Source organism: Bacillus sp. FJAT-18017 (genome assembly GCF_001278805.1).
Taxonomy (GTDB): domain Bacteria; phylum Bacillota; class Bacilli; order Bacillales; family Cytobacillaceae; genus Bacillus_D.
In genome coordinates this window covers 3,855,745-3,880,800 of sequence record NZ_CP012602.1, presented here as the reverse complement: position 1 = coordinate 3,880,800, position 25,056 = coordinate 3,855,745, and the positions used below count along the sequence as shown (strand labels likewise).

The 25,056-nt window shown below is 43.3% G+C and carries 15 protein-coding genes; 11 read left to right on the top strand and 4 right to left on the bottom strand.

Annotated elements, in window-relative coordinates; genetic code table 11:
• The first annotated feature begins 19 nt into the window (after positions 1 to 19).
• The gene (locus AM500_RS17980) at positions 20 to 2,830 is read left to right on the top strand and encodes a DEAD/DEAH box helicase (RefSeq protein WP_053600451.1); all 2,811 of its coding nucleotides are present in this window, start codon (positions 20 to 22) and stop codon (positions 2,828 to 2,830) included.
• Positions 2,831 to 2,839: 9 nt separating this feature from the next.
• Here AM500_RS17980 and AM500_RS17975 read toward each other — a convergent pair whose 3' ends face one another.
• A complete protein-coding gene (locus tag AM500_RS17975; protein ID WP_053600450.1) occupies positions 2,840 to 3,238 on the bottom strand; it encodes a (deoxy)nucleoside triphosphate pyrophosphohydrolase in 399 nt (132 codons plus the stop codon).
• Between the two features lie 578 nt (positions 3,239 to 3,816).
• Here AM500_RS17975 and AM500_RS17965 point away from each other — a divergent pair.
• Entirely contained in the window at positions 3,817 to 4,272 is a 456-nt protein-coding gene (locus AM500_RS17965; protein WP_053600448.1) for an SRPBCC family protein, read from the top strand.
• Between the two features lie 168 nt (positions 4,273 to 4,440).
• Here AM500_RS17965 and AM500_RS17960 read toward each other — a convergent pair whose 3' ends face one another.
• Entirely contained in the window at positions 4,441 to 5,307 is an 867-nt protein-coding gene (locus tag AM500_RS17960; RefSeq protein ID WP_053600447.1) for a hypothetical protein, read from the bottom strand.
• Positions 5,308 to 5,645: 338 nt separating this feature from the next.
• Here AM500_RS17960 and AM500_RS17955 point away from each other — a divergent pair, with 338 nt between their 5' ends.
• From AM500_RS17955 to AM500_RS17910, 9 genes are all read left to right on the top strand, one after another.
• Complete coding sequence (locus AM500_RS17955) at positions 5,646 to 6,191, top strand: helix-turn-helix domain-containing protein (RefSeq protein ID WP_053600446.1); 546 nt, start codon at positions 5,646 to 5,648, stop codon at positions 6,189 to 6,191.
• Positions 6,192 to 6,229: 38 nt separating this feature from the next.
• Positions 6,230 to 8,275: a hydantoinase/oxoprolinase family protein gene (locus AM500_RS17950; RefSeq protein WP_053600445.1), complete on the top strand. Its 2,046-nt coding sequence runs from the start codon at positions 6,230 to 6,232 to the stop codon at positions 8,273 to 8,275.
• Position 8,276: 1 nt separating this feature from the next.
• A complete protein-coding gene (locus tag AM500_RS17945) occupies positions 8,277 to 10,028 on the top strand; it encodes a hydantoinase B/oxoprolinase family protein (RefSeq protein WP_053600444.1) in 1,752 nt (583 codons plus the stop codon).
• A gap of 1 nt (position 10,029) precedes the next feature.
• On the top strand, positions 10,030 to 10,359 hold the full coding sequence (locus AM500_RS17940) for a cupin domain-containing protein (RefSeq protein WP_053600443.1): 330 nt from the start codon (positions 10,030 to 10,032) through the stop codon (positions 10,357 to 10,359).
• A gap of 149 nt (positions 10,360 to 10,508) precedes the next feature.
• Positions 10,509 to 11,879 carry a purine-cytosine permease family protein gene (locus AM500_RS17935; protein ID WP_053600442.1) on the top strand — a complete coding sequence of 457 codons (1,371 nt, stop codon included), beginning with the start codon at positions 10,509 to 10,511 and terminating at the stop codon, positions 11,877 to 11,879.
• An 811-nt stretch (positions 11,880 to 12,690) separates the two neighbouring features.
• Complete coding sequence (locus tag AM500_RS17930) at positions 12,691 to 13,344, top strand: SDR family oxidoreductase (RefSeq protein WP_053600441.1); 654 nt, start codon at positions 12,691 to 12,693, stop codon at positions 13,342 to 13,344.
• Between the two features lie 481 nt (positions 13,345 to 13,825).
• Positions 13,826 to 18,493, top strand: a complete 4,668-nt coding sequence (locus tag AM500_RS17920) for a VWA domain-containing protein (RefSeq protein ID WP_053600439.1) — start codon at positions 13,826 to 13,828, stop codon at positions 18,491 to 18,493.
• Positions 18,490 to 22,779, top strand: coding sequence for a polymorphic toxin-type HINT domain-containing protein (locus tag AM500_RS17915; protein ID WP_053600438.1), 4,290 nt, complete (start codon positions 18,490 to 18,492; stop codon positions 22,777 to 22,779). Before AM500_RS17920 ends, AM500_RS17915 begins: the two co-directional genes overlap by 4 nt.
• Before the next feature lie 76 nt (positions 22,780 to 22,855).
• Positions 22,856 to 23,656 (top strand): imm11 family protein, encoded by an 801-nt coding sequence (locus AM500_RS17910; protein ID WP_053600437.1) that lies wholly within the window; start codon positions 22,856 to 22,858, stop codon positions 23,654 to 23,656.
• Between the two features lie 126 nt (positions 23,657 to 23,782).
• Here the strand turns inward: AM500_RS17910 and AM500_RS17905 are convergent, their stop codons facing one another.
• Together AM500_RS17905 and AM500_RS17900 are read right to left on the bottom strand one after the other, a co-directional pair.
• On the bottom strand, positions 23,783 to 24,433 hold the full coding sequence (locus AM500_RS17905; protein WP_053600436.1) for a class D sortase: 651 nt from the start codon (positions 24,431 to 24,433) through the stop codon (positions 23,783 to 23,785).
• Between the two features lie 65 nt (positions 24,434 to 24,498).
• Positions 24,499 to 24,909: an excalibur calcium-binding domain-containing protein gene (locus AM500_RS17900; RefSeq protein WP_053600435.1), complete on the bottom strand. Its 411-nt coding sequence runs from the start codon at positions 24,907 to 24,909 to the stop codon at positions 24,499 to 24,501.
• Positions 24,910 to 25,056 lie beyond the last annotated feature (147 nt).

Here is a 25,056-nt window from a genome sequence, read left to right as displayed (position 1 = left end):
TTTCGACAGGGGTAGAATCATGCAGGTTGAAAAGCGGTTGATCGTTAATTCAGATAAAGGGAATTTGCTTCAGGAATTGGTAGATTCAATGAATGAGTGCAGGAGATTTTATTTTAGTGTTGCCTTTATTAACTTCAGCGGACTTCAGCTGTTGCTTGATCCGCTGCGTGAGGCAGAGAAAAAAGGTGTTACCGGGAAGATTATTACTTCTACGTATCTTAATTTTACAGATGCGAAAGCATTGGAGAAAATTAGAGAGTTTAGCAATGTTGATTTAAAAGTGTTTGTGACGGATAAGGAGATTGGATTCCATACGAAGGCTTATATTTTTGAATATGAAGATTCATATAAAGTCATCATCGGTTCATCCAATATTACCCAGAGCGCGTTGAAAAGTAATGTTGAATGGAACGTGGAGGTTATTTCAAAGAGCGATGCTTCATTTATAAAAGAAGTCTTGAAGGAATATGATGCTCTATGGGAAAGATCCCAGGTTGCAGACGAAAAGCTGATTGCGGAATACGAGGAATTTCTGAAGACTCTTAAGGGAGCCCAATCCAAGCAGTACTTGATTTTTGAAAAGCCGGAATACATTACTCCGAACCGGATGCAGCGGCGTGCGATTGATAATCTTGCCCGACTCCGGGGCTTTGGTGAAAAGAAGGCGCTTGTGATTGCCGCAACCGGGACAGGGAAAACCTATATGTCTGCGTTTGATGTAAAAAGCTTCCGGCCGAAGAGGCTGCTATTTGTTGTACATAGGGAAGAGATTCTCAGAAAAGCGAAGGAGACGTTTGAAAAGCTGCTTCCGAATGAAAACCTTACCTTTGGTTTATTGACTGGCAATCACAAAGAAAAGAATGCGGATTTTGTTTTTGCGACAATTCAAACTCTGTCAAAGACTTATCAAGAGTTTGAACAGGGTGAGTTTGATTACCTTATCATCGATGAAGCTCACCATGCAACCAGTCCAACCTATCGAGATGTTTTGAACTATTTTACTCCGAAGTTCACTCTTGGGATGACCGCTACCCCAGAACGGAGCGACGGGTACAATGTGTTTGACCTTTTTGATAATAATGTTGCGCTTGAGGTACGGCTGCACGAGGCGCTTGATGATGAGCTGGTTATTCCGTTCCACTACTTTGGCATTACCGATATTGAGGGAATTGATTTGAGCGATGTTTCGATTGATGACATTGCCGAAGTGACCAAGCGCCTCAAAGTGAATGAGCGGGTTGAATTTATCATAGAGAAGATGGAATTCTACGGACACGATGGAGAGAAGCGGAAGTGTCTTGGCTTTTGCGCGGGGATCGAGCATGCCGAGTACATGGCTGCCGAGTTTAACCGAAGAGGCTATAAGAGTGCGTGCCTGACTGGAGGAGACTCCGCTGACATTCGTGAACGAACCATTAACCGTTTGGAAAATGACCAGGATGAACTGGAGTTTATTTTTACAGTCGATATTTTTAACGAAGGTGTCGATATTCCTTCGGTGAACACAGTTCTCATGTTAAGGCCGACCAACTCACCGATTATTTTTATCCAGCAGCTTGGGCGCGGTTTGCGTAAGTATGCCAACAAAAGCTTCCTAACGGTGCTCGATTTCATCGGGAATCATAATAAAACATTCTTGATTGCCCTGGCGCTTAATGGCAGCCGCTATTATGACAAGGAAAGCCTGAAGGTTGCAATCGCAACGGGTTTTGCCAATATTCCCGGCTCTACACATATTCAAATGGATAAGATTTCCCAAGAACGGATCCTCGAGCAGATCGATCAGGAAAACTTTAATTCCATGAAGTATCTGAAGGAAGAGTACTTTGAGTTTAAAAAGCTTAACCAGGGACGAATTCCCTACTTCTTATTGGATTATCTAAAGTATGATGGTGCGCCTGACCCGGTAAAATTCATCGACAAAGAGAAAACGTATTTGCAGTTTGTCGCTAAAGTGGAGAAGACGGAACGGTTGAAAGCTTTATTGAGCGATGATATTTTTGAAAAAACGCTTAAGGAGCTTTCAGGTAAATTACCGCTTAAGCGGGTGTATGAGTTTGTTATCATAAAATACCTGCTTGACCATGATCACATCTCGTTCGAGGCAGCTAAGAATGAAATCTTAAAGTGGATCCATTTTGTTGATGACGATAGTGTTCTTCATGCGCTGCAAACCTTGAATCAGGACTTTTACGACAGTGGGGAATTGAGCAGGAATTTGAAGCTGTTTGATTTGCAGGATGGGATTTTAGTGCGGACACCCGTTTTTGAAAAAGTTCTCCGAAATGAGGAGTACCGGAAGTATATTGAAGACAATGTGATGTATGGGATTTTCCGGTATGAAAAAGAATTTAAGAACGAGTACTATGGTGTGCCGCATTTCAAATTGTACGAACAGTATAAAATGAATGATGCAGCCTTTCTGTCCAATTTTAGAAAAATCCATAGTTCATTTAGAGGATCCGGCCTGCTTACCCATGGAAATGACTACTTCTTGTATATTGATTTGCATAAGGATGCAGACGTTGAGGAAAAGCTTGCCTATAAGGATGAAATAATCGACACACGGCATTTCCAATGGCAAACGCCTCATACAACTTCTCAGCATACAAATACCGGACAAAATATAATCTATAACAAGGCTAGGGAAATACATCTGCACTTGTTTATCAGGAAATACAAAGTTATCGATGGCAAGAATGAACCGTTTATTTATATCGGAAAAGGCAACACGACCAGCTTTGAAGGCAACAAACCAATCACAGTCCAAATGGAACTTGAACATGAGCTTCCATACAATCTATTTATTGAATTTACGAAAAAAGTATAGTCGCGCGGACTATACTTTTTCGTTTATTAGATTTTCTACTGCTGGAATATCCGCTGGAGCCCATACTAGAGAGTTCAGGTTTTCACGCTTCAGCCAGATTAGTTTTGAATGCTCGGTAGGGATTGGCGTACCGCTAAGAATCTTGCATTTAATCGCAATCAAATTAATGATGAATGTTTCATATTCATGGGTGATATCGTTATGTATTTCTGAAGGTTTAACCTCGCAATGCAGTTCCTCTTTAATCTCCCTCGTAAGTGCTGCGAATAAATCCTCATTCGGTTCCACTTTACCGCCTGGAAACTCCCACATATTCGGGATTGACATTTCTGGTGACCGAAGTGCACAGAGAATCTCGTTTTGTTCATTTTCGATTATAGCTGCAACAACTTTGACTGTTTTCTTCATGATGTCCTCCATTATTTTAATACTAATGATTATCATACCATTTTTGAAAAAGAGTAAGCATGTTCTTGGATTTGACAAATTATTTGATTTATATATTGAGTTCTGACTAAAGTAATTGCTTATAAAAGATAATAATGCGTTTCCTCTGTATGAATAAAATAACCACAATGCCCATAGGAATCCAGAAAGTGCCCATAGGAATTCAAAAAGTGCCCATAGGATTTCAAAAAGTGCCCATAGAAATCAAAAAAATGCCCATAGAAATCAAGAAAGTGCTCATAGACATTATAAAAGTGAAAACCGCTTGGTGCGGGAAGGTTCAACAATTAAGCACATGCCAAGGAAGTTTTTTGAATATGATTAAGTAACAAAAGCTATCCCAATGAATCCCCACATGGTTAGTTTTTGATAGCAATCCATAGAGAATCATTTAAGGGTAAGCATTTCGTCGGGAGAACTAGCCCCGAATGGACCGGGTATAACATAGGGTAGCCGTCCGGGAGCACAGCTGCGAAGTCTAACGAACGTAACATCGGAGAATGGAAGCATTGAGATAATACAAGAACAGGAGGTTTATCATGCCAAGCGGAGTACACAGCGTTGTTTTGACTGTACCAATTGAAAAAGTTTGGAGCTTTGTTAGTTCAATTAATAATTGGGCGCCACTTGTCCCTGGGTATATAGAACACGAAATTGTTAGTGATATGGAATCTACTTGGGCATTTAAGGGCGACCTGGGGTTCATGAAGAAAAAAATTAAATTGAAAGTGGATATTACAAAGTGGGAGGAGCCTAGCCGTGTCACCTTTGACTTGTCAGGAATTTCGGATAACTTTACCGGAAATGGCTATTTTGAAGCGGAAAAGTTGGACGGCAATTCCACTAGGATGACTGGGTGCCTGAATATTACTGCTCGCGGGGCAACGTCTTCGATGGTCAACAGCATTCTGAAGAATTTCGTTCCCAAAACCACTGAAGAATTAACAATTGCAGTCGCCGATAAAATTAGGGAAATTGAAAATGTGAGCGTGTAAGTTTTAATGTGATTATAGAGTGAGTGTAGTACGCCCGTCTAACGGTAACTGTTGATACTAATTTGTGTGTCTAAAATGAGTACCTTAAAGATAGTCTTTAGTGTAGGTGAATCACCAGGGCATGACTCCAGCAAAAGCTCAGGAGGCAGGCCCTTTATTTATGACTTTTTATAAAATTATTACAGTTTTATCTGTTCGCATAAACTTTTTTGAGCTCTTTGGAAATACTGCGCCTGTAGCGCACCATCTCCAGAAGAAATCATGTTTCCTTTTGCCAATTGCTCCTTTTAACAAGATTCCGGGCAAAATGCAGTTGGGCAGACCTTTAGTGTGATAGGTCTTACCGTCTTCAAAATTGTTAAGGACAAACACATCATCTATGACTGTCTGTACTTCAAATAATCCATCAACAGAATGGATCAGTGTACCCAAGCGCTGTTGATCAGCTTCAAAATCTTTTTGATCAAAATCGTGATCATGGATATGAGGGAAATGATGGAGGACAAGGGAATTCAGTGCTGCTTCCCCTGTTTTTATATCATCCTTATTCATACGTATAAAACCCTCAACAGTATTGAACCAGGAAGTTCCAGTTTTGCGGTCGAGCCAGCGGACAAATTTCTGAAGTTCTGTAAAGAATTCTTCAGTCTTATCGACGGTCTTTGAAATTGAAATTCTGCCTGGAAAGTAGGTAGAGATGAATTCCTCCCAAAAAAGTGGAGTGCATTCCTGCCAGGATGAGGGCGATAAATCTTCAAGGTAATCAGTGAAATAGTATGAGAGGTGAAAGAGAAATTCATTTCGGTTGGGGTCTTTTGGTTTGCCAAGTTTGTAGGCAATAAGGTCGTCTCCATAGAAGAAGGCAAGTGCGCGGTTTCTCATTTGAAATTCTGAACCAATCTGGAGTTTTTTAATTATCTTTTCGCGGGTTTGGGACTTGGTGAAGGGGATAGTAAAGGAATGGATCTGGAATTTTTCGCAGCAATGTTCCGCGGCTAATCTGCTGCCGCAGCTGCATAGTGGCCTTTTTTTCATACTGTTTTCAACCTGCTTTCCGAAGGGGTTTTTTGCCCGAAGTGTGGGGGAGTGTTATGTGGTGTTAGAGGCAAGTTTAGTATATCAATAAAACTATCGTTTATCAATTATTGGAAAATATTCTTTTTCTATAAATTAGGGTGGTTCTTATCGGCAGAGATGAGAACCGTCCTTATTTTTTTGAGTAATTGTAAGGGTTTTGCCAATTTAATAATAATTTAAAATATTCTTTTAATTTTTTATTCTCTGTGTTAATATTGTTTTCAATTACAGTATTACTTTAATTTTGTTTCAGTAATAGTTAAATTTTTGAAGTAGAGCTTCAAAAGGAGACTCGTATGGAGGAAATTTATAAAAAGATTAAGGATTTAAGGCAGCAGCGGGGGCTTACTTTAAAGGATATGAGCGAAAGGACTGAGCTCTCCATCAGTTTTTTATCACAGGTTGAAAGAGGGGCAACTTCGCTTGCAATTACTTCCTTAAAGAAAATTGCAGATGCATTGAATGTAAGAATTTCCGAATTTTTTGAAGAGGAACAACAAAACCAGAATTATGCTATTAAGGCCGGTGAGCATAAGCCCTTTCAACTGAAAGGCTCAGATTTCACTTATGTAAGGCTGAACGGGGAGTTCCCAGGAAGAAACCTGGAACCGCTGCTGGTAACTGTGGCGGCGAATCAAAAGCAGTTCCAGCAATATGGGCATGCCGGGGAGGAATTTTATTATGTTCTAAATGGGCTGGTCATCTTTCATATTGACGGGAAGGAATACATTTTGCGCCAAGGCGACTCAATCCACTTTCCATCGTCACACCAGCATACCCTTGAAAACCCGGCAAATGAAGAATCCATATTACTTTGTGTGTTAACACCAGTTATTTTTTAACTGGCTATAATAAATCAATTGAAGAAAGGTGGAAAATCATGCGGGTAGCTACTGATATTGGCGGAACTTTTACCGATCTGGTTTACGTCAATGAAGAGGGAAGCATTGGTGTTGCGAAAAGCCACACCACACCTCCAAACTTTGAAAAAGGTGTAATTGATGTTATCGAGAAAAGCGGGATTGACCAGCGTTCAATCCAGACGTTTATCCATGGGACTACTGTTATTATTAATGCCCTTACTGAACGGAAGGGAGTAAAGACGGGATTAATTACAACAAAAGGATTCCGGGATGTGCTGGAGATTGCCCGTGGAAATCGCCCGGATTTATTTAATGTACGCTACCAAAAGCCGGTGCCATTTGTTGAGCGGTATTTGCGCCAGGAAGTGGAAGAGCGTCTGAACTATAAAGGTGAAGTAATTGCAGCCCTGGATAAGGAAAGACTGAAAGAGGTTATCCCCTACTTCAAAAATGTTGGAGTCGAGGCGATTGCGGTAGCCTATCTGCATTCCTATGTAAATCCAGTTCATGAGATTGAAACGGTTGAAATGATTAAAGAGATTTGGCCGGAAGTTGCTGTTACTGCTTCGCACGAGGTGACGAAAGAGTGGAGGGAATACGAAAGGACCAGCACAACTGTTCTTAATTCGTATGTTAAACCGATTGCTGCATCTTATGTTAATCGCCTTCATGAAAAATTGGTAGAAAACCAGACTGATAGCCAGAATTACATAATGCAATCGAATGGCGGAACAACAACGTTTAATAGCGCCAAGCAGACGCCTATCAATATGGTTGAATCAGGGCCTGTTGCAGGCATTTATGGAGCAGCGGTTCTAGGTGAAATCATCGGGGAGAAGAACATCATTGCATTTGACATTGGCGGTACAACCGCAAAATGCTCTCTTATCAATCAAGGGGAAGTAAAGGTTTCCACTGATTATTTTATTGAAAAAAATGAACGGAATGCCGGTTACCCAATCAAAGTACCGGTTGTCGATATTGTGGAGATTGGAAATGGCGGCGGATCGATTGCCTGGATAGATGGTGCAGGGTCGCTTAAAGTTGGGCCGCAGTCAGCTGGTGCTTCTCCTGGTCCTGTCGCATATGGACAGGGAGGAACCGAGCCGACCACTACCGATGCGAACCTGGTTACTGGAAGGCTTTCACCGGAAAATTTTGATTATCACGTGGATTTGGAAAAAGTAAAAGCAGCCATTAAAGAAAAAGTAGCAGACCATTTCGGATTGAGCGTTGAAGAAGCTGCATTGGGGATTATCAGGATTGCGAATTCCAACATGCTAAATGCGTTAAAGCTGATTTCCATCCGCAAGGGCCACAACCCGGGCGATTTTTCACTCGTTGCTTTTGGCGGCGGCGGATCCATGCATGCCCCTGCTCTTGCCAAAGAATTAGGTGTCAAGAAAGTAATTGTTCCGGTCGCTTCCTCTGTATTTTCAGCTTGGGGAATGCTGATGACAGACCTTCGCCATGATTATATTCAGACCTATATCAGAAGGGTCAGCCAGCTTAATCCAGATGAAATAAACAACGAGTGGTCATCTATTGAAAGGGGAGCATTCGAGCAATTTAAGGAGGAAGGAATTTCTGAGGAAAAGGTATTGTTTACTAGATTTGCGGATATCCGCTATTTAGGCCAGGAGCATACAGTTAAGGTTCCGGTTCCTGCTGGTGAATGGAATGAAAATACACTTTCCGAAGTTGAACAGCGATTTGGCGACCTTCATGAAAAGAACTATACATTCAAGCTAGAGGGCACTCCTACTGAAATCGTTAATCTTCATGTCACTGCTTTTGGGAAAGTCGTGAAACCTCAGCTTAAAAAGCTGGACAAGATTGCAAGCGATGCGGGTGTTGCTTTTAAGGAAACACGCCCGGTTTACTTTGAAGACAAGGGATGGATTGATACTAATGTCTATCACCGCCAGCTTCTTGGAAAAAATGTCTCTGTTTCCGGTCCGGCGATTGTCGAGGAGCCCTCTGCATCGACAGTGATTTATCCTGGACAATCCCTGCTGGTGGATGAGTACGGTAATTTAATCATTGATACGGGGGTGGAATGAGATGACTCAAGTTGTTCGGACGAAAGTAGACCCATTTACACTCGAGATTGTCAAAGATTCCTTAATAGCAATTGGCGACGAGATGTTTATTGCCCTTGCAAAAACATCGATGAGCCCGATTATCTATGAGGTCCTCGATTATGCAAGCGGCCTTACAGATGCCAAAGGGCAATTGCTGACTCAAGGGAATGGTGTTACTGGTTTTATAGGAATGCTCTCTGACATGGTCAAGCAGACATTGAAAAAGTTCGGAGACGGCAAGCTGAAAGAAGGGGATATCGTCATCATCAATGATTCCTATGGCGGCGGGGGATCCCACCTTTCTGACGTCGGGCTTGTCATGCCGATTTTTTATGAAGGTGAAATCGTTGCATTTTCTGCTAATAAAGCCCACTGGACAGAGGTAGGCGGCAAAGATCCTGGATCGTTCAGCAACGATGCGACCGATATCTTCCAGGAGGGGCTGCAATTCCCATGTGTAAAGCTGTTTAGTGAAGGACAAATCAACCAGGCGATTGTTGATATCATCGAGGCAAATGTCCGATTCCCGGATCTGTCGTTGGGGGATATGTGGGCACAGGTTGCCGCATTGAAGACAGGCGAAAAACGGGTGAAGGAATTATGCAGCAAGCATGGGAAAGAGCTTGTCCTTTCCTCTGTCCACTATTTGCTCGATCATGGCGAGCAGCTTGCCCGTCAAGAGCTTAAAAAGCTGCCGAAGGGAACATTTGAGGCTGAAAACTACATCGATGATGACGGTTTCGGCAATGGTCCTTTCCTCGTAAAAGTTAAGGTAACAATCACAGATGAGAAGTTTGTTGCAGACTTCAGAGGAAGCCATCCGCAGGTCATGGGGCCGATCAATTGCTCTTATACTGCACTCGTATCGGCTGTGCGAGCCATCTTTATGGCGATTACAAATCCTTCCCAGGATGCAAATGACGGAGTGTTCCGCCTGCTGGAAGTCATAACGGATAAGGCATCAGTCCTGTCAGCAGAACGGCCTGCACCTGTATCGATCTATTGGGAAAGCATGCAGGCTGGCGCGGACCTGATATGGAAAGCGTTAGCCCCACACATCCCGCACCGGCTTTCTGCAGGGCATCTTCTCTCGGTTTGTTCAGTTGTGTTGTCCGGTTTGCATCAGGATTCAAATGAACCATTCCTTATTGTTGAGCCATCAGTCGGAGGATGGGGTGCTTCTGAGGGTCAGGATGGTGCAAGAGGAAAATTCTGTATCGGTGATGGTGAAACGTATAATGTTCCAGTTGAGGTTGCTGAAACAAGGTACGGTGTTATGGTCGATGAGTACAGCCTTCGGGCCGATGGAACCGGCGCAGGTGAGTATATTGGGGGATCGGGAGTCGTGCGTTCCTATAGGGCGATGAGCGACAATCAGCAGGTTTCGGTAACATTCGGCCGCCATAAATTCGCTCCATGGGGAATGAGCGATGGCAAGGACGGTTCAACCAATGAATTCTACGTTGAAAAAGCAAATGGCGAAGTTGATGGCCCATACGGAATATATGCAAGATATCCATTGAATAAGGGCGATGTTGTCAAACTTGTCACTGCAACTGGAGGCGGTTTTGGTGACCCGTTAAAGCGACCGGCTGAAAAGGTGGCAAGTGATGTCAAAAACGGATATATTTCCGTTTCCCAGGCCGAAAACGACTTTGGAGTGAAAGTAAACCCTCAAACCTATGAAATTGAAGGGGTAACTGAACAGCGCAAGCAAAGGGAGGCAGTCTAAAGTGGATGTCCTTACTTTAAAAAATATAAATGCGGATCCTGGTACCGCTGTCCCGCTAAAGACCATCTTTGGAAAAAAGGGAATATCAGGGGATTTCAGGATGGGAACAGTGACCATTTCTCCTGGAAAGAGGGTCCCTTTGGCCGGGGTATCCAATCATGCCGAAAACGAGTATTCAATTATTCTAAAGGGCTCAATCGTCACTGAAACAATCGGGAAAACCTATCGGGTGTCTGCAGGGGAAGCCACATTCATCCCCGCAGGACAGGAGCATATCGCCTACAATGACGGCACCGAAGACTGCGAAATCGTCTGGGTACTAGTCGGCTAGAAAGAAGATAAACTGGAGACGTTCTCCTCTGCCAAAAGTGGAGAGGGGACCGTTCTCATCTACCCAAAAGCGCACAACCAAGAAAATCAGACTTCAATAGGATCTTTATTAAGAAATACAGAATATTTCAATAGAAGGAGCTGAAGTGGATGGAAGACGTATCAATAAAGAATAGTGGGGGCAAGGACGAGGCGTTATCGCCGGTTCCTTTAAGTGAAAGACAGCACTGGATTTCTCCCGCAGTTATTTTTGGAGGGCTAGAGTTTACCATCCCAGTTCTTATGGTTGGAGCTGCATTAATCGCGAGCTTCGGATTGGGAGAACTTTTTTGGATTTTGGCCATTGCCTTGTTTGTTTTTCAATGGATTGGCAACGCGTTATCTGGCTATATTGGGGCTAAAACCGGCCGATCTTCGTCAGTTATTGCCAGGACAAGCTTCGGCTCAACCCAGGCAAGGTTAATCGTTGGTATGACCATTTTCATTGTTTCAATGGGCTGGTGGGCACTGCAAACAGCTGTTGCAGGTAATGCAATTTCAGCTATGTTCGGAATTGATTATGAAACGCAATGGGGACTATGGGCCCTTGTCACCATAATTGCGGGCCTTCTGTTCGCACTTCCCTCCATCATTGGTTATTCTTCAATGAAATGGACGGATTACCTGGCTGTGCCAGCAGGCTTATTATTGGTAGCGGGTGGAATTTATTATGCTCTGCGGAATACCGGCTGGGAAAAAATTTCATCCTGGAATCCCGAGCCGCAAATGACATTCCTTGCTGCTATCAGCCTGGTTATTGGTATTAATGTTTCTCAGTGGGTAATTTCTGCTGATTATACCCGATACGCAAAGCCAAAGGTAAGAGATAATATCCTGATCCCGATTGGCATAGTAGGAGTCGGTTTCCCCCTGTTCTATGTTGGGGCAATCATGTCGATTGGAGTCGGCGATGCGGATATCGTAAATGTCATGATGAATCTTGGTTTCCCAATATGGGGCTTCATTATTTTATGGCTCGCAACATGGACAAGCCAATTGGTGAATAACTATAGCATGGGGCTCGCCCTGGCTAATATGTTGAACGTGAACTCCAACAAAGGCCGCGCCCTTCTCACATTTGCTGGTACGATTGTTTCAATTGTAATCGCGCTGGCAGGAATTCTGGATTATTTCATGGACTTCCTTTACATGACTGCACTTATCTATCCAGCCATTGGAGGCATCATGATGGCAGATTTCTTCCTTATCAGAAAGCAGCAGTGGGTAGACAACAAAGGCTGGAACTGGATGGCAACAATCGCACTCGTCGCCAGTACTTTAGTAGGATACTATACTCAATACGTTAATCCAATGGGCTTGCCAGCGGTTCAATCCCTTATCGCCGCCGTCATTGTTTACTATGCCGCTATGAAAATTAAAGCCAAATTCGCTCCCGACCACTTTACTGAAGTTGTTGTGGATGAGAGTAGTGAACGTGGGGAAGGTGCTCTTGTTTCTCCGGTGTCAGGTACTGTAAGGTGACATTTCAAGAGAACGGGCACAAAGGGCGTTTCTCGTATTTGGCGTCATTTATAGCACTTTTACAACCACTCATAAAGAAAAAGTTTAATTAGTGGTTGAACTTTATTTTCTTAGAGAGTCCGAATTAGGGCTCTCTTTTTTGTGTTCCTTATTCATGGTCTCAAGGATTTCGTTGGTCGACATATGGTCCGGAACAATTGTCTTTTGTTACATTTTTTTGTTGTCAGTTATTAACGGTTTTATAAATTAAAATTTCAAAGATGACTACCACAAAGCTTATAAAAATATAACCCGCAGGAACAAGTGTACTTTGATTGTCATTATGCGTATCGTTTTCCATGGGCCTTCTCCCAGCGAACGCTTGGGAACCTCCCTGTGACACATAAAACTTAGAAGGTGCCCCATAACATTATAAAAGTGTTTAATAAAATTAATAAAGTGTTTGATAAAATTAAAAAAGTGATTCATAAATGATAACAAGGCTTACCTATTCTCCGCAGAATGTTTTAACTCTCACCGAATTAAGCACCACAGGAGACATTGCCCAGACATTTTGAAAGCTCCATGAACGAACATCACTCGAGACTAAAACATATAACTGAAGTTCTGTGGGTTTTTGATCCGTCTTTCAATCGCGGAACCGCACATCCCAGAAAACGAAGACCCTGAAATGGTGCCCAATTTTCCAAAAAGTTGTTTATAAAAGTGCTGCAAACTCCTCCTTTTACTCTTCGGATTATCCAAAACAGTTATCTATAAAGCTAATAGGGTAAATTAATAAATGGATACTAATTGGAGAGGAGTATGAAGCATGAAGGTATTAGTTGTCGGAGCAAACGGCCAAATCGGGAAGCAATTAGTGAATCTGTTACATGATAGCAGCAAGCACACCGTCAAGGCATTTGTTCGAAAAGAAGAGCAAGTAAGGGAGTTTGAACAGTCCGGTGTAGAAGCGGTATTAGGTAATCTTGAGGGAACAGTTGAGGAACTTGCAAAAACCGTGAAAGGCTGTGATGCAGTTGTGTTTTCAGCCGGTTCAGGCGGACATACCGGACTTGATAAAACGCTGCTGATTGATCTAGATGGAGCGGTGAAAATGATGGAAGCTGCTGAACGGGCAGGAGTAGGGAGATTCATCATGGTAAGTGCGCTTCAGGCTCATAACCGGGAAAATTGGAATGAGCAAATTAAGCCCTATTACGTCGCAAAGCACTATGCTGATCGGATGCTCGTTCAAAGCGGGCTCAACTACACGATCATTCGCCCGGGAGGCCTGCTGAATGAACCGGGAACAGGCAAGGTAACTGTAGCGGAAAATCTGGAGCGAGGATCGATTCCGAGGGAGGATGTAGCAAAGACGATTCTGGCCGTTATCGACCAAGAAAATGCATTTAATAAGGCTTTTGATTTAGTTTCAGGGGAAACGCCAATTGAGGATGCAATTAAAAGTTTATCCCACTCTTAACGGGCAGTAAGACCCCCTCAAGATTCAGAGGAATTGAAGAAGATAGGTGGGGGATCAACTGCCCGTAAAGGTCCGATTGGTTCATCTAACCATCAGTGGGGGATGAGGAAAACCCCCACTGATGGAGATTCACTTTATAAGTAAAAGATGAAGAAGGGACGGTTCACATCAGCGGGATGGAACCGTCCCTTTTCAGTGAAGGAAGCAATGATATTTTCCCAATACGGCTCAAAAGGAACTGAATGGATTCATGCAGATTACATAATAAAAATATCAAGGGGGAAAACTAGGGAGTTTGAAGTAAACGAAAACTTCGATGATGAATTTTTTTCTTAAAAGGGACGGTTCTCCATCTTTGGCAGATGAGAACCGTCTCTTTATTTACATAAAAATTACCAATAATGGCATGTTTCGACAATAATTACCAGTTCTAATTGATACTATTAATATGTTGTTTATATTTTTTAAAGGAGGAAAGCGAATGAAATGGTTACACTCTAACCATTTGGGCTGCAGAAAATTGTTGATTTTGACACTTGTCATGATCTTTACGGTTTTTTCTGTATTGCCGGCAAATGGATCGGCGGAGAAGTCCGTTCCAACTGCTACAAAGGCAGAGATTGAGCAAAGTATCTTGACTGGGCAAAGCTGGCTCACTGGAAGCCAAAACGAGGATGGCAGCTGGGGAACTCATTTTGCCGAAAAGATGAGAAATACCTCGGAAATCACAAAGTACCTGACTGAGAGCCTCCCAAATGATGGCTCACTTCTAAAATCATCAGATTGGTTAAAGAATCAGGAAACCGCTAATTTTGATTTTATGGCGAGAACCCTATCCCAAAAAGGCAGCAAGGAAGTTCAAACTTTTTTTGGTGCCCAAAGCACGGATGGGGGATGGGGCCTTGCTGAAGGTTATGACAGCGATGTTTTTGACACAGCCTTAGTCCTAGGCGCACTGTTGGAAAAAGATCCTTCCAACAAAGACATCATTCAAAAAGGAATTGCGTATCTGATTAAGCAGCAAAAGGAAAATGGGAGCTGGGGCTACAACGACCGCCAGCAAGACAGCATATTTGTTACAGCACAGATTATCCTCTTATTAAATGAATTTATCCTTAAAACTGGTTCAACATCTAGTGAAGTATTGTCCTCTTTGATTCAAGCCGGTGACTTTATCCTATCATTGCAGCAGGAAGACCAAACATGGGGACTTGAAGAAGGTACATTACTAAAAACCCTCATGGCGTATCAAGCCGTTTTGGAAACGAATGGGCTCCAGCCGGTAGGCTTTGTTCATGATACAATCCTTCAGCTACAGGAGGAAAACGGAAGCTGGGCGAATGATCCATACATTACGTTATGGGCACTCAAAGCACTCAATTCTCACCTCGAGACAACGAGTGCCGCTATTTCCGCAATTGAATTATACAAGGTAACTCAATCAGAAAAGGTTAAGAGCGACCGGTTTGAAGCATATGAAATGCTGGAAATAAACCCAATCTATGAATCTTCTACTGAGCAATTACAGGTACAGGCCTTTATTAAAACACCAGCCGGGAAGTACGAAACCGTCCAAGCGGAGGGAGGTTTAATCTGGAATACCCAAAACCGCACACCGGGCGATTATACTGCAGTTGTTCAAATAAAAAATAAACAAACCGGGAAAGTCGCGGCTACCAGCCAGAAGTCTTTCGAAATCGTTCCAAGCAATAGAGTTGATAGTGCGACAATCCTGCTCTCACCAGAAAAGACGACTGTCGGACAATCCAAGGAAGTAAATGTCCAACTCTCACTCTTCCATTCCAGCAACGTGAAGGGAGAGGCAACACAGAAAATTGAAGTATATTCAAAATCTGGCGAACTGGTTGCTTCTCAAGAAAAAGTAGTTTCCACTACCCCAGCCGAACCGAACATCAATACAAATATGCTCAAGTTCACACCGGAAGTTGGACAAGAGACGACGTATACGATAAAGGGATATGTTTACAAGGATGGCAAGGCTGTAACCGAGACGGAAAAGAAATTCGAAGTGCTGCCTCCACCACCTCCAACAAGAATTGACGCAGAGCAAGCCTTAAATAAGGAAATTGTAAATCCGGGTTCGGATACAGTGAATGCCGAGTTTGTCTTAAAAGGGCTTGGTGCTCCTACCGAACCGGAAAGAAAACCGCTGGATATGATTTTTGTCATTGATACATCCGGCAGTATGGATGGATCTGTCACACAGACAAAGGAAGCGACGAAGAAGCTGATGGAGCTAATCCAGCCGGGTGATCGTGGAGGAGTCATCTTTTTCGATTACTGGGCAACTGTCATTCAGAACCTCACACCGGATATCAATCTTTTGAAAAAAGCAGCTGATAAAGCGTATGCCTCAGGAGGTACATCAATTGATTCTGGCATTAACTCAGCAAGAAGCTTATTCAAGAAAGAAAGCAATAGTGAACGGGAGAAAGTCATTGTCTTATTATCGGATGGGCAATCTTCAAGAAGTTCTGCTTTAACTCAAGCAAAAGCAGCAAACGGGGAAGGGATTACCATCCATACCATCGGCCTTGGTAACGGTGTGGATAAATATCTGATGGAGCAAATTGCAATCGCTACTGAGGGAACGTACCGCTTTAGCCCAACTGCCGAGGAGCTTGAGGAAATGATGAATGGAATCGGCGGAGAGGTCTTTAATCTTGCCGGCAAAAATGTCGTCCTTACCACAACCCTGCCAAGTGGCATAACGGTCGATCAGACAAAGTCCACTCCTGCACCTTCGAGGGTTGTTAATAACGCGAATGGAACAAAAACAGTTGAATGGAATTATGACATCATTGTCATGAACCAGACGCAGTCAATCACACTTGCCTTGAAGGGAACTTCCTTCTCGCCGGGAGAAACAGAGGACATCACAACTAACACAAAACTGACTTATACGGCAAAAAGCGGTGAGCAAATTGCGGTTCCATTGCCGAACATGCAAGTGAAGGTAAACGATTCGCTGCAAACGCGGATTCAGTTAAATGATTCCGACTTTACCGCAAACGAAAACGCTGAAATTCATATTGAAGTTGAAAACAACTCTGATCAGGCTGCTGATTTACAAGCAGTTGTTGAGATTGTGGACAATAGCGGCGGTGTGGTGTCAGAAGTCGGAACGTATCCGATTGACCAGCTAGCTGCAAAAGGAATCCATGCCCAAGACCTCGTCTGGAATACTGGTAATACATATACAGGCGACTATGCTGTCAAGGTAACTCTTGTTCAGAACGATGGCCAAAAGGTTTCCGAGGCAACTGCGCCTTTTACGATTGTTGCCCAGGGAAGCGTGGAGGCCGAGACCACTACAGACAAGGCTGAGTATCAGTCGGGACAGGACGTGGTCATCCAGCATCATATTGAAAACGGTGCAACCAATAAAGACTTTGCAAATCTTGCAATCAAAACAACCGTCTTAAATTCTGATAACCAGTCCCAATTCGAAGACGAAATCATACTGCCTTACCTGTCGGCACAAGAGGGTGCGGATCGCTCCCTTACGTGGAAGAGCGGCCAGGCACTACCAGGCAAGTATACGGTGAAAACGGAGGTATGGGACGGAGATGTCCTAGTATCATCTGATGAAACAGTAATGACAATCCTATCAACGGCTGACCTCGGCTATGGCTTGGAAGGCACACTGACAGTGGGAGACAAGAAGGTCATTAGCGGTAAACCTGTTGACCTGAACTATACAGTCACGAATACAGGAAACAGCGCCGTAAAGGATGCCAAAACAGAAGTACTGGTCATCCAGCCGGAAACCGGACAAGTGGTCAAAACGTTTGAAGACCAGACCGAACTGGCCATTAATGGAACCGTTACAAAAAGCTACTCCTACAATACAAAGGGCTTAAAAATCGGGAACTACCTTGTTGTTTTAAGAACAACCCTGCAGAATGGCGAAATTATTGCGCTCGATAGCGGTTCGTTCTCAGTGGATGTCTCAATTGAAGTCAGCAAATTGGTAAAAGAGGGATCCAGAATCCTTGTCTGGACCGAAAAGCTTGAAGCTAACACTTGGATTGAAAAATTGGTGAAGGAATCGGATTATGCCACTGTGGTGACAACTGCACAGGACTTCATGAAAGAACTCAGGTCAAACAAATATAATGTGTACCTTGTGAGTGATACACAACAGCCGCTGACAGGGCTTGACGATCAGGAACTGCTTGCAAAAATCCATAATGGCCATCGTTTGATTGCAACGGCCAATGCCAATCTGGCAAACTTCCAGACCTTTAATCCTTTTGGCGCCAAACTGAATGGAACTCAGACAATCACGGAAAGCAGTCTTTCCTCTAAGGAGTTTTCAAGCTTTACTGGCACTTTTGGGGGAGCTTTGCAAAAATACGACCTGACTACTGGTGAGACGTGGGCAACCCTTGGCAGCCACCCTGCAATCGTAGCAAATGAATACGGGAACGGAGTGGCCGTGCATGTAGGCTTTGACAGCCGCCAACTACAGGGATTGACATCTGAACAGCTTGAAGGCGCCATGATTAAACAAATCACACCGAAGGAACCATCCTCCAATCCTGGAGACGTACAAATGGTTGAAATAAAGGTGAAATCAAATGGCGGCCCGATTGACGTCCAGTTAACTGAAGTCGTCCCTGAAGGGATCCGCGTGATAGATCCGATGGACTTCACGGCTCAAGAAAACAATTATAATTGGAAAAAAACAATGGAACCAGATGAGGAAATAACCCTTCATTATCTGATTGCCAACCCAATGGTGAGCGGGCACTATTCACTGGTTACCGAAAATGGTCTTTGGGATCAAGGGGAATTCTTCAATTTTGAAAGCAAGGAATTTCAGCTCGAATTCACCCAGAGTGAAGAAACCCTTCTGCTTGAGGCAGTTGGCTCCCTGAAATCCGCCAGCATCTCGAGTACCAAAGGCAAAGGACTTCTGAAAAACCTGTCCAATACGCTAAGAGGCTATTTAGTGTATCAGCCAAAAACAAAAGAAGAACTGGAACTGGCAATTGAAGAAGTCAAAAAGGGGCTTCATGTTTTGGCAAATGAAAGCGACCAGGACGCGCTTAGGTTTAAACTGGAGCGAGTGCTGAGCCTATACCAATCGAACTGGTATACCGGAGGTAGAAAAGGGTCATGAAATCAATAAAAACAAGGATAAAATTCATATCCATCATCCTGCTTTTCAGTGTCTACTTCTCATTCGGGTTCCCGACCATGAATGTCGTCATGACCTATCAGGCGAAGGATAAGTTTTTGCAGCTTGGGGCAGTTAATGCCCAGGCTGCATCAAACCTTCCGAAAACGGAGCTTGAAAAATTGTCCGCTGGTATGACCGAAACCTTTGGGGAAATGGACGAAAACCTAGAGAAGAAAAACATCAAGTTGTTACAATCAGCCGTAAAAGATACAAAAAAATTAATCGAGTCATCAGAGGCTGATATCAAAAAAGAGTTCAGCAAGCAAAAAGAAAAAGCTAAAAAGTATCCTAAAGCAATTGAACGGCTCGAAGCGTATCAAGCTGATTTTAACAAGAAGCTTGAGGATGTTAAGAGTGAGCTTGCAGAGCTGGAGTCCATGATAGGTGGCAAGAGCTTAAAAGACTCTGAGTTTAAGAAGGTAAAAGAAAAGCTCGGTGCACTCCAGCAACAGCTATCACCTGAGGCCCCGCATTTCCCGACAGGCAATACGCTGCCAAACCGGGACATGGAGCTAAAGGCGGACGAACTGGCAACTGAAAACGAAGTCACCCCGGCATACCTGGGCTCTGAAGAAAGCCAGAACCTTGCCCAGACACCGGAGGATCTAGCGGAAACTGCTGAAACAAAAGCAACCGATGACATCAAAAAATTGGCTGATTCCCTTGATGGATCCGCCCTGTCGCTTTATGACTATGTCAGGAACGAGGTGAAATTCGAACCGTACCTCGGTTCACGAAAAGGCGCAACTGGAACTCTTCAGCAATTGGCCGGGAATGATGTTGACCAGGCTTCGCTCTTAATCTCGCTGCTTCGTTATAAAGGAATACCTGCACGTTATGTAACCGGGACGGTAGAGATTCCGATTGAACAGGTGAAAAACTGGGTCGGTGTCACCAACCCGCAACAGGCAATTCAGACACTTGGAGCGCTCGGAATTCCGCTTAGGGCTGTCCATGGGCAGGGGAAAATCATGGCTGTCCAAATGGAGCATACGTGGGTGGAAGCGGAAGTCCCGTATGAAGACTATCGCGGCGCAGGAGCGCAAAAAGGTGAAGCTGCCTGGGTTCCACTTGATCCAAGCTTCAAGCAAAACGTCTACAAAGAAGGCCTGAAGTTTGAGGAATTGACTGGATTGAATAAAAAAGTGCTGCTTGACGCAGCGCAGAACACTGGAGATCAATCAGGTGATGCGAGGACGGTTACCAATCTTGACATGACCGCCATCCAAGGCCATCTTTCGGAAGCAATGTCCAAGCTTGAGGTATATATTAAGGAGCAAGGACTTGAGAATGCCCAATTGAATGATGTAATTGGCGGTTGGGAAGTAAAGGAGCAAAAGCTCGGGATCCTTCCACTAACACTTCCTTATAAAACGGTTGCCATCACCAAGGAATTAACTTCGCTGCCGGATGAAATGAACGAGTGGGTCAGCTTCAGCATCCGCGGCGGAAGTCCGTTTGGATTCAACTTTTCAGGTGAGGATGCTTTCAAGCATAGAGCGAAGGCAGTGGACCTGTACGGAAAAAGAATCACACTCTCATGGGCGCCTGCCACCGAAGAGGACGCCAACATCATTTCTGAATATGGTGGTATTTTCAAGACTCCAGCCTACATGGTTGAAGTGACTCCGCTATTAAAAGTGGATGGAAATACCGTAGCAGAGGGCAAGCCGGTCGGGCTCGCCTACACCCAGGAATTTGTCATGAGCTTCAGCGCCCCGGGAATGGGTGAAGAAGAAGTGAAAAACCCTGTAACTGCTGGTGCATTCTACGCAGTCGGACTGGATTTTGGAAAAATTGCCTCTGGCGAACTGAATGAGATTAAAACAAATGTAGAAGCGCTGAAAGACAAAGTTAACACAGATACGATGTATACAGATGAGGCGCTCGGAGAAATTTTAAACGGGGTTGTAAAATCATACTTTGGACAGCTCGATGTTGCTAGACAGCTCATTTCACAGCAATATGACGTTTCAGCAAACCGGCTGCTGAGCGGAGCAATGACCGGCTATCAGCTGAATGTCGGCTATATGTTCATGGCTCCTGCAAAGATAGCGCCTGGGGGCATGTATATCGATGTCGATCGGAACATCGCTTCCGTCGTCAGCAAAACAGGCAAGAAACAGGACGAACTATCGTTCATGCTTGCAACAGGTTCCCTGGAATCAGCGATGGAACATGGCATTTACGAACAGTTCCTCGGACTCCCTTCCGTATCAACCATAAAGGTGCTGGAGGAAGCCAACAAGCGGGGCATTCCGGTTTACACCGTAACGAAACAAAACATAAGTAAAGTCCTGCCAAAATTAAAGGTAAGCAGCACCGTCAAGAATGACATTACCAATTCGGTGAACCAAGGCCGCATCGTGACTATTCCAGAAGAGGAAATCCAGTATTATGACTGGCACGGAACCGGCTATATCGCGATGGATCCGAAAAGCGGCTCGGCCGGCTATATGATCAGTGGCGGAACAGCAGGCGGATCGACAAGCATGATTGTGGACATCGCTTCATTAGTCGCCTTGATTGACAGCTTCATCGCGCTGTTTTCAGCAATTTCCTTGCTGGCATCAGGCACGATTCTCGGCGGAATCTTAGGATTGGTGCTCGCTATCCTGGCAATATACTTCCTGGTTGAACTGCTAAATCTTATGTATCAATATTATATCTTGGGTGATACATCTGTAGGCGATGCAATTATTACGCAAGCAATCCTTAGTATCGTAGCTGCACTTGGTGGCAGCCTGCTCGTCAAGTTTTTCCCGGGAATAAAGAGTGCAATCGATGATATTTACAATGCCATCGCTTCAAGAATGGCAAATCGGGCAGCGGCTGACAGGCTGGCTAATCAATTCTCCAAGGATTTCGTCAATGAGGTAGTAAAAAAATCTGGGATTGACAGCCTTCCGCGGGTTGAAATCCTTGTTAAACAACTGACGGATTCAGGGGTGAGCAAAGATATTATCGAGCGCATCGGAAAAACCGAGGGCGTCGAGGGATTGGAGAATCTGCAAAAGCTTATTGATCTTGGCCTGAATCCAAGCCAGATCAGCAGGATTCTTGATAACGGCATTCACCTTGATGATGCAGTTAAATTGGCGGAGAAGAACATCCGGCCTGATGATTATGCAAAATACTGGGTTACCAATGGAACTGAAGCTAGGGCACTAGTTAATGCGCTTAATCGAGGGTTCGTACCAGAAGATATGGCTAAGTTGACTGAGCTTGGGTTTAAGCCTTCTCATCTGGATGGCCTGGGGATTACCAATTCTGATGATCTTAATAGTTATCTTCAGATTTGGAAACTTTCATGTAACTGTTTTACCTCGGGTACCCAGATAAAAACAAACAGTGGAACAAAATCTATTGAAGATATTAGAGTTGGAGACTTTGTTTTATCCAAGAATATAGAAACTGGCGAAATTACTTATAAGCCTGTTGATATGGTATTCGAAAACGAAGCTGATGAAATTTATGATTTAGTAATAGGAAATGAAACCATAAGCACAACTGCAGATCATCCATTCTGGGTTAACGGTAAAGGGTGGGTTAATGCCGGCGATCTCAGAGTGGGAGATTTTGTTGAAACGAGTAGCGGGAATCAGCTTCCAATTGAATCGATCGAAATAAAACAGGGAAAAAATAAGGTTTATAACTTCAGTGTTGCAGATTTCCACACCTATTATATTTCCGATGTAGGGATTCTTGTCCATAATGTAAGTTGTTACTATCCAGGATTTTATACAAGTAAAGTAATAGGGCAGACAAAAGAATTACATTCTTCTGGTATTCCTTCTACTAGATTGGGAGAATCTCTGAGAAAAGTGGGAATTGATCCACCAGAAATAAATGGGGACATTACGAATTGGCAGGCACATCATATCGTGCCTGAAGGTGCACAATATGATGCTGCTAAAGAGGCAAGAGACATCTTAACAGATTATGGAATTGATATAAATTCCCCAACAAATGGTGTATGGCTCCCACATATACCAAAAAGTTCACATTATAGCTTTCCTGATTGGGATGGTGGTATGTATATTGCCACACATAATGGCAGACATTTAAATTCCTATTTTGACCATGTAAGGAATCTTTTGGACAACACGGTAAGGCGAAATGAAGGTAAAACAAAAGAGGAGATTGCTGCTGCTCTAGAGGGAACTTTGGATGTTATCAGGAAGCAGCTTTTAACAGGAGAAATACTTCTTCATCGTTTTAAATAAATTTACTGCCCCTTTTACTAGGAAGTTATGATAGTATCCGGTAAAAGGGGTTTAAAATGTAAGGGAGGAGAATCAATTGAAAATCTGGCAATTGAATAGCTTTATAGAAAAGTATGAAGTTTTTAATAGTACAACTGACCAAGTAAGAAAGTTATTTAGTAAAAACTTTCGTGGAAAACCTATGGAAGATATTTGGGAAACACCTCAGGTCCGAATCTATAAAAAAGGGAAAAAGAGTGATTTTCCCTCAGGACTTTTATCAGTCCCCATCTTAAGTGAAAAAGCTGTTGAAGTGTTGTCGGGTCTTTTGACCGATAAGGCAGAGTTACTTCCACTTATGACAACAGAAAATGAAAAGTACTATGCCGTTAATGTGTTGAATGTCCTTGATTGTATTGATGGAGAACAATCCGAAGCAACTAGGCTGCCGGATAATCAAATCTTGACTTATAAGAAGTATGCTTTTTTAGCGGAAATTGCAGAAGGACAGGATATTTTTAAAATTGTTGATCACGAAGAAAAGTTTCTAATCAATTCTCCTGTTTTTGTCTCGGACCGGTTTAGAGACCGGGTATTACAGTCAGGGCTTAAAGGTTTTGATTTCATAGAGGTATGGGATTCTGAAGAACATCAAAAGCTTAGCATGCAGAATTCACTACCTGACGATTCATCCGCACTTACATATACCTTTGATGAGGCTATCGAGTTAGTCCGAGACCAAAATGCCACAGTGGTCAGCGACAAGTGGGCAATACGTCTAGATGAAGACAAGGAAATACAGATTGGCCAGCTTCAGGACGATGGATCATATAATTGGGTTACCCCAGCCTATTTTCCGCCAATTTTTATTGGGATGAAATGGGCAGTTATGAGCTAAAAGGATAATGCTTTGCTATCGTTTGCCGAATATGGCTGATCATAAATTATTGATATTCCGCAACATTCTTTTAAAACAAATCAATAGGGACGTTTCTCTTCTACCACAGAGGAGAAACGTCCCTATTTAGTTAAGCAGTTCAGCCTGGATTATATATCGTTCGGGAGCACTGCCAACATAGTTAAAGGGGTAACATGTTGTCAATGTAAGGGTTGGGGTGTCTTTTTTTACAATGACGCTCCGATCATCGGGATCGGTGATGAAAATCTTGTTTATTTTGTACGTATAGATAGAGTTGTTAAAAGAAATAGTCAACAGATCTCCATCCTTTAAGTCATCCAGCCTGTAAAAAACAGTGTCCCTGTGGCCGCTTAAAACTGTATGTCCACCACCATCAGGCGGGGTGGTTAGTTTGCTGGAAAACATGCCAACTCCCTTTTTTAAAGTTCTTTCATCCGTTCCCCAGTACACTGAATATTTCCGATTAAGTTTTGGAATCATCAGATAAGCGACCTTTTCACCTTTCGAAAAATTGGCAGCCGATTCTGGAGTTGCATTAGGTCCGCTGGCCTTTGGCTTCATATTCATAGTATCCGGGATAACCTCTTCTTCAGCCTTTAAGTTCAGGGGAGGTGCAGTTTCCCGTTTTATAGCGGAAAGCTCTTCTGTTGTCATTTCCTCAGCGGCTGACCGGCCTATGTGCCATTCGAAAAAATGATAAGAACCCAATAAAACTCCAGTTATGATGAGAATGTATCCTAGTAGAACCCTACTCATTAAAGTCACCTCATTGGAAAAACGGCAATGAGATTTTGCCGTTTTTCCTTTGTTGCATGCGAACCTTAGCTTGTATGCTTTTTACGGAAAACTAGAAGATAGCCAAGTAAGGCTAATCCTGCCCCTAGCCCAACCATAGTGATGGAATTGGAAGCTGTTTCTGGCAATGCTTCGCCTTCAGCAGCGGCATCTGTTGAACCTGAAGTGTCATTGGAATTATCATCATTGCTTGAAGTTTGTGTTGCTACAAAATTATCATATTCGGATTGAGAAACCTCACATGGCAGCCCGTCATTATCCCTGTCTAAGTCATGAGGGTCATTAGTTGCACTGTACCCGTTTGAATGCCAGAAGCTCATAACTTCCTCGTTACTAGAAAATTCACCACAATCTCTGTCCGCTTCAGCAAAAGCTGCATTCGAATAACCCACCAACAAGAAAGCAAACGACAAAAATGAAACCATAAATTTCTTCATTACGTTTCCTCCTCCTAGAGTAAGATTGTGAACGTAACCAATTTTATGGGAATAAAGTCGAAATAACAAATAATTTACTAGATTATTAACAAAAATGGTATGTAATTCCCAGAAAATTTGTTCTTTTAGGAAAAAGGACACCTATAA

Bases quoted from the DNA above. Each gene is read 5' to 3' on its own strand.
- AM500_RS17975 (WP_053600450.1), bottom strand. From the start codon at position 3,238: ATGAAGAAAACAGTCAAAGTTGTTGCAGCTATAATCGAAAATGAACAA.
- AM500_RS17915 (WP_053600438.1), top strand. From the start codon at position 18,490: ATGAAATCAATAAAAACAAGGATAAAATTCATATCCATCATCCTGCTT.
- AM500_RS17930 (WP_053600441.1), top strand. From the start codon at position 12,691: ATGAAGGTATTAGTTGTCGGAGCAAACGGCCAAATCGGGAAGCAATTA.
- AM500_RS17965 (WP_053600448.1), top strand. From the start codon at position 3,817: ATGCCAAGCGGAGTACACAGCGTTGTTTTGACTGTACCAATTGAAAAA.
- AM500_RS17920 (WP_053600439.1), top strand. From the start codon at position 13,826: ATGAAATGGTTACACTCTAACCATTTGGGCTGCAGAAAATTGTTGATT.
- AM500_RS17935 (WP_053600442.1), top strand. From the start codon at position 10,509: ATGGAAGACGTATCAATAAAGAATAGTGGGGGCAAGGACGAGGCGTTA.
- AM500_RS17900 (WP_053600435.1), bottom strand. From the start codon at position 24,909: ATGAAGAAATTTATGGTTTCATTTTTGTCGTTTGCTTTCTTGTTGGTG.
- AM500_RS17950 (WP_053600445.1), top strand. From the start codon at position 6,230: ATGCGGGTAGCTACTGATATTGGCGGAACTTTTACCGATCTGGTTTAC.
- AM500_RS17955 (WP_053600446.1), top strand. From the start codon at position 5,646: ATGGAGGAAATTTATAAAAAGATTAAGGATTTAAGGCAGCAGCGGGGG.
- AM500_RS17960 (WP_053600447.1), bottom strand. From the start codon at position 5,307: ATGAAAAAAAGGCCACTATGCAGCTGCGGCAGCAGATTAGCCGCGGAA.
- AM500_RS17945 (WP_053600444.1), top strand. From the start codon at position 8,277: ATGACTCAAGTTGTTCGGACGAAAGTAGACCCATTTACACTCGAGATT.
- AM500_RS17980 (WP_053600451.1), top strand. From the start codon at position 20: ATGCAGGTTGAAAAGCGGTTGATCGTTAATTCAGATAAAGGGAATTTG.
- AM500_RS17905 (WP_053600436.1), bottom strand. From the start codon at position 24,433: ATGAGTAGGGTTCTACTAGGATACATTCTCATCATAACTGGAGTTTTA.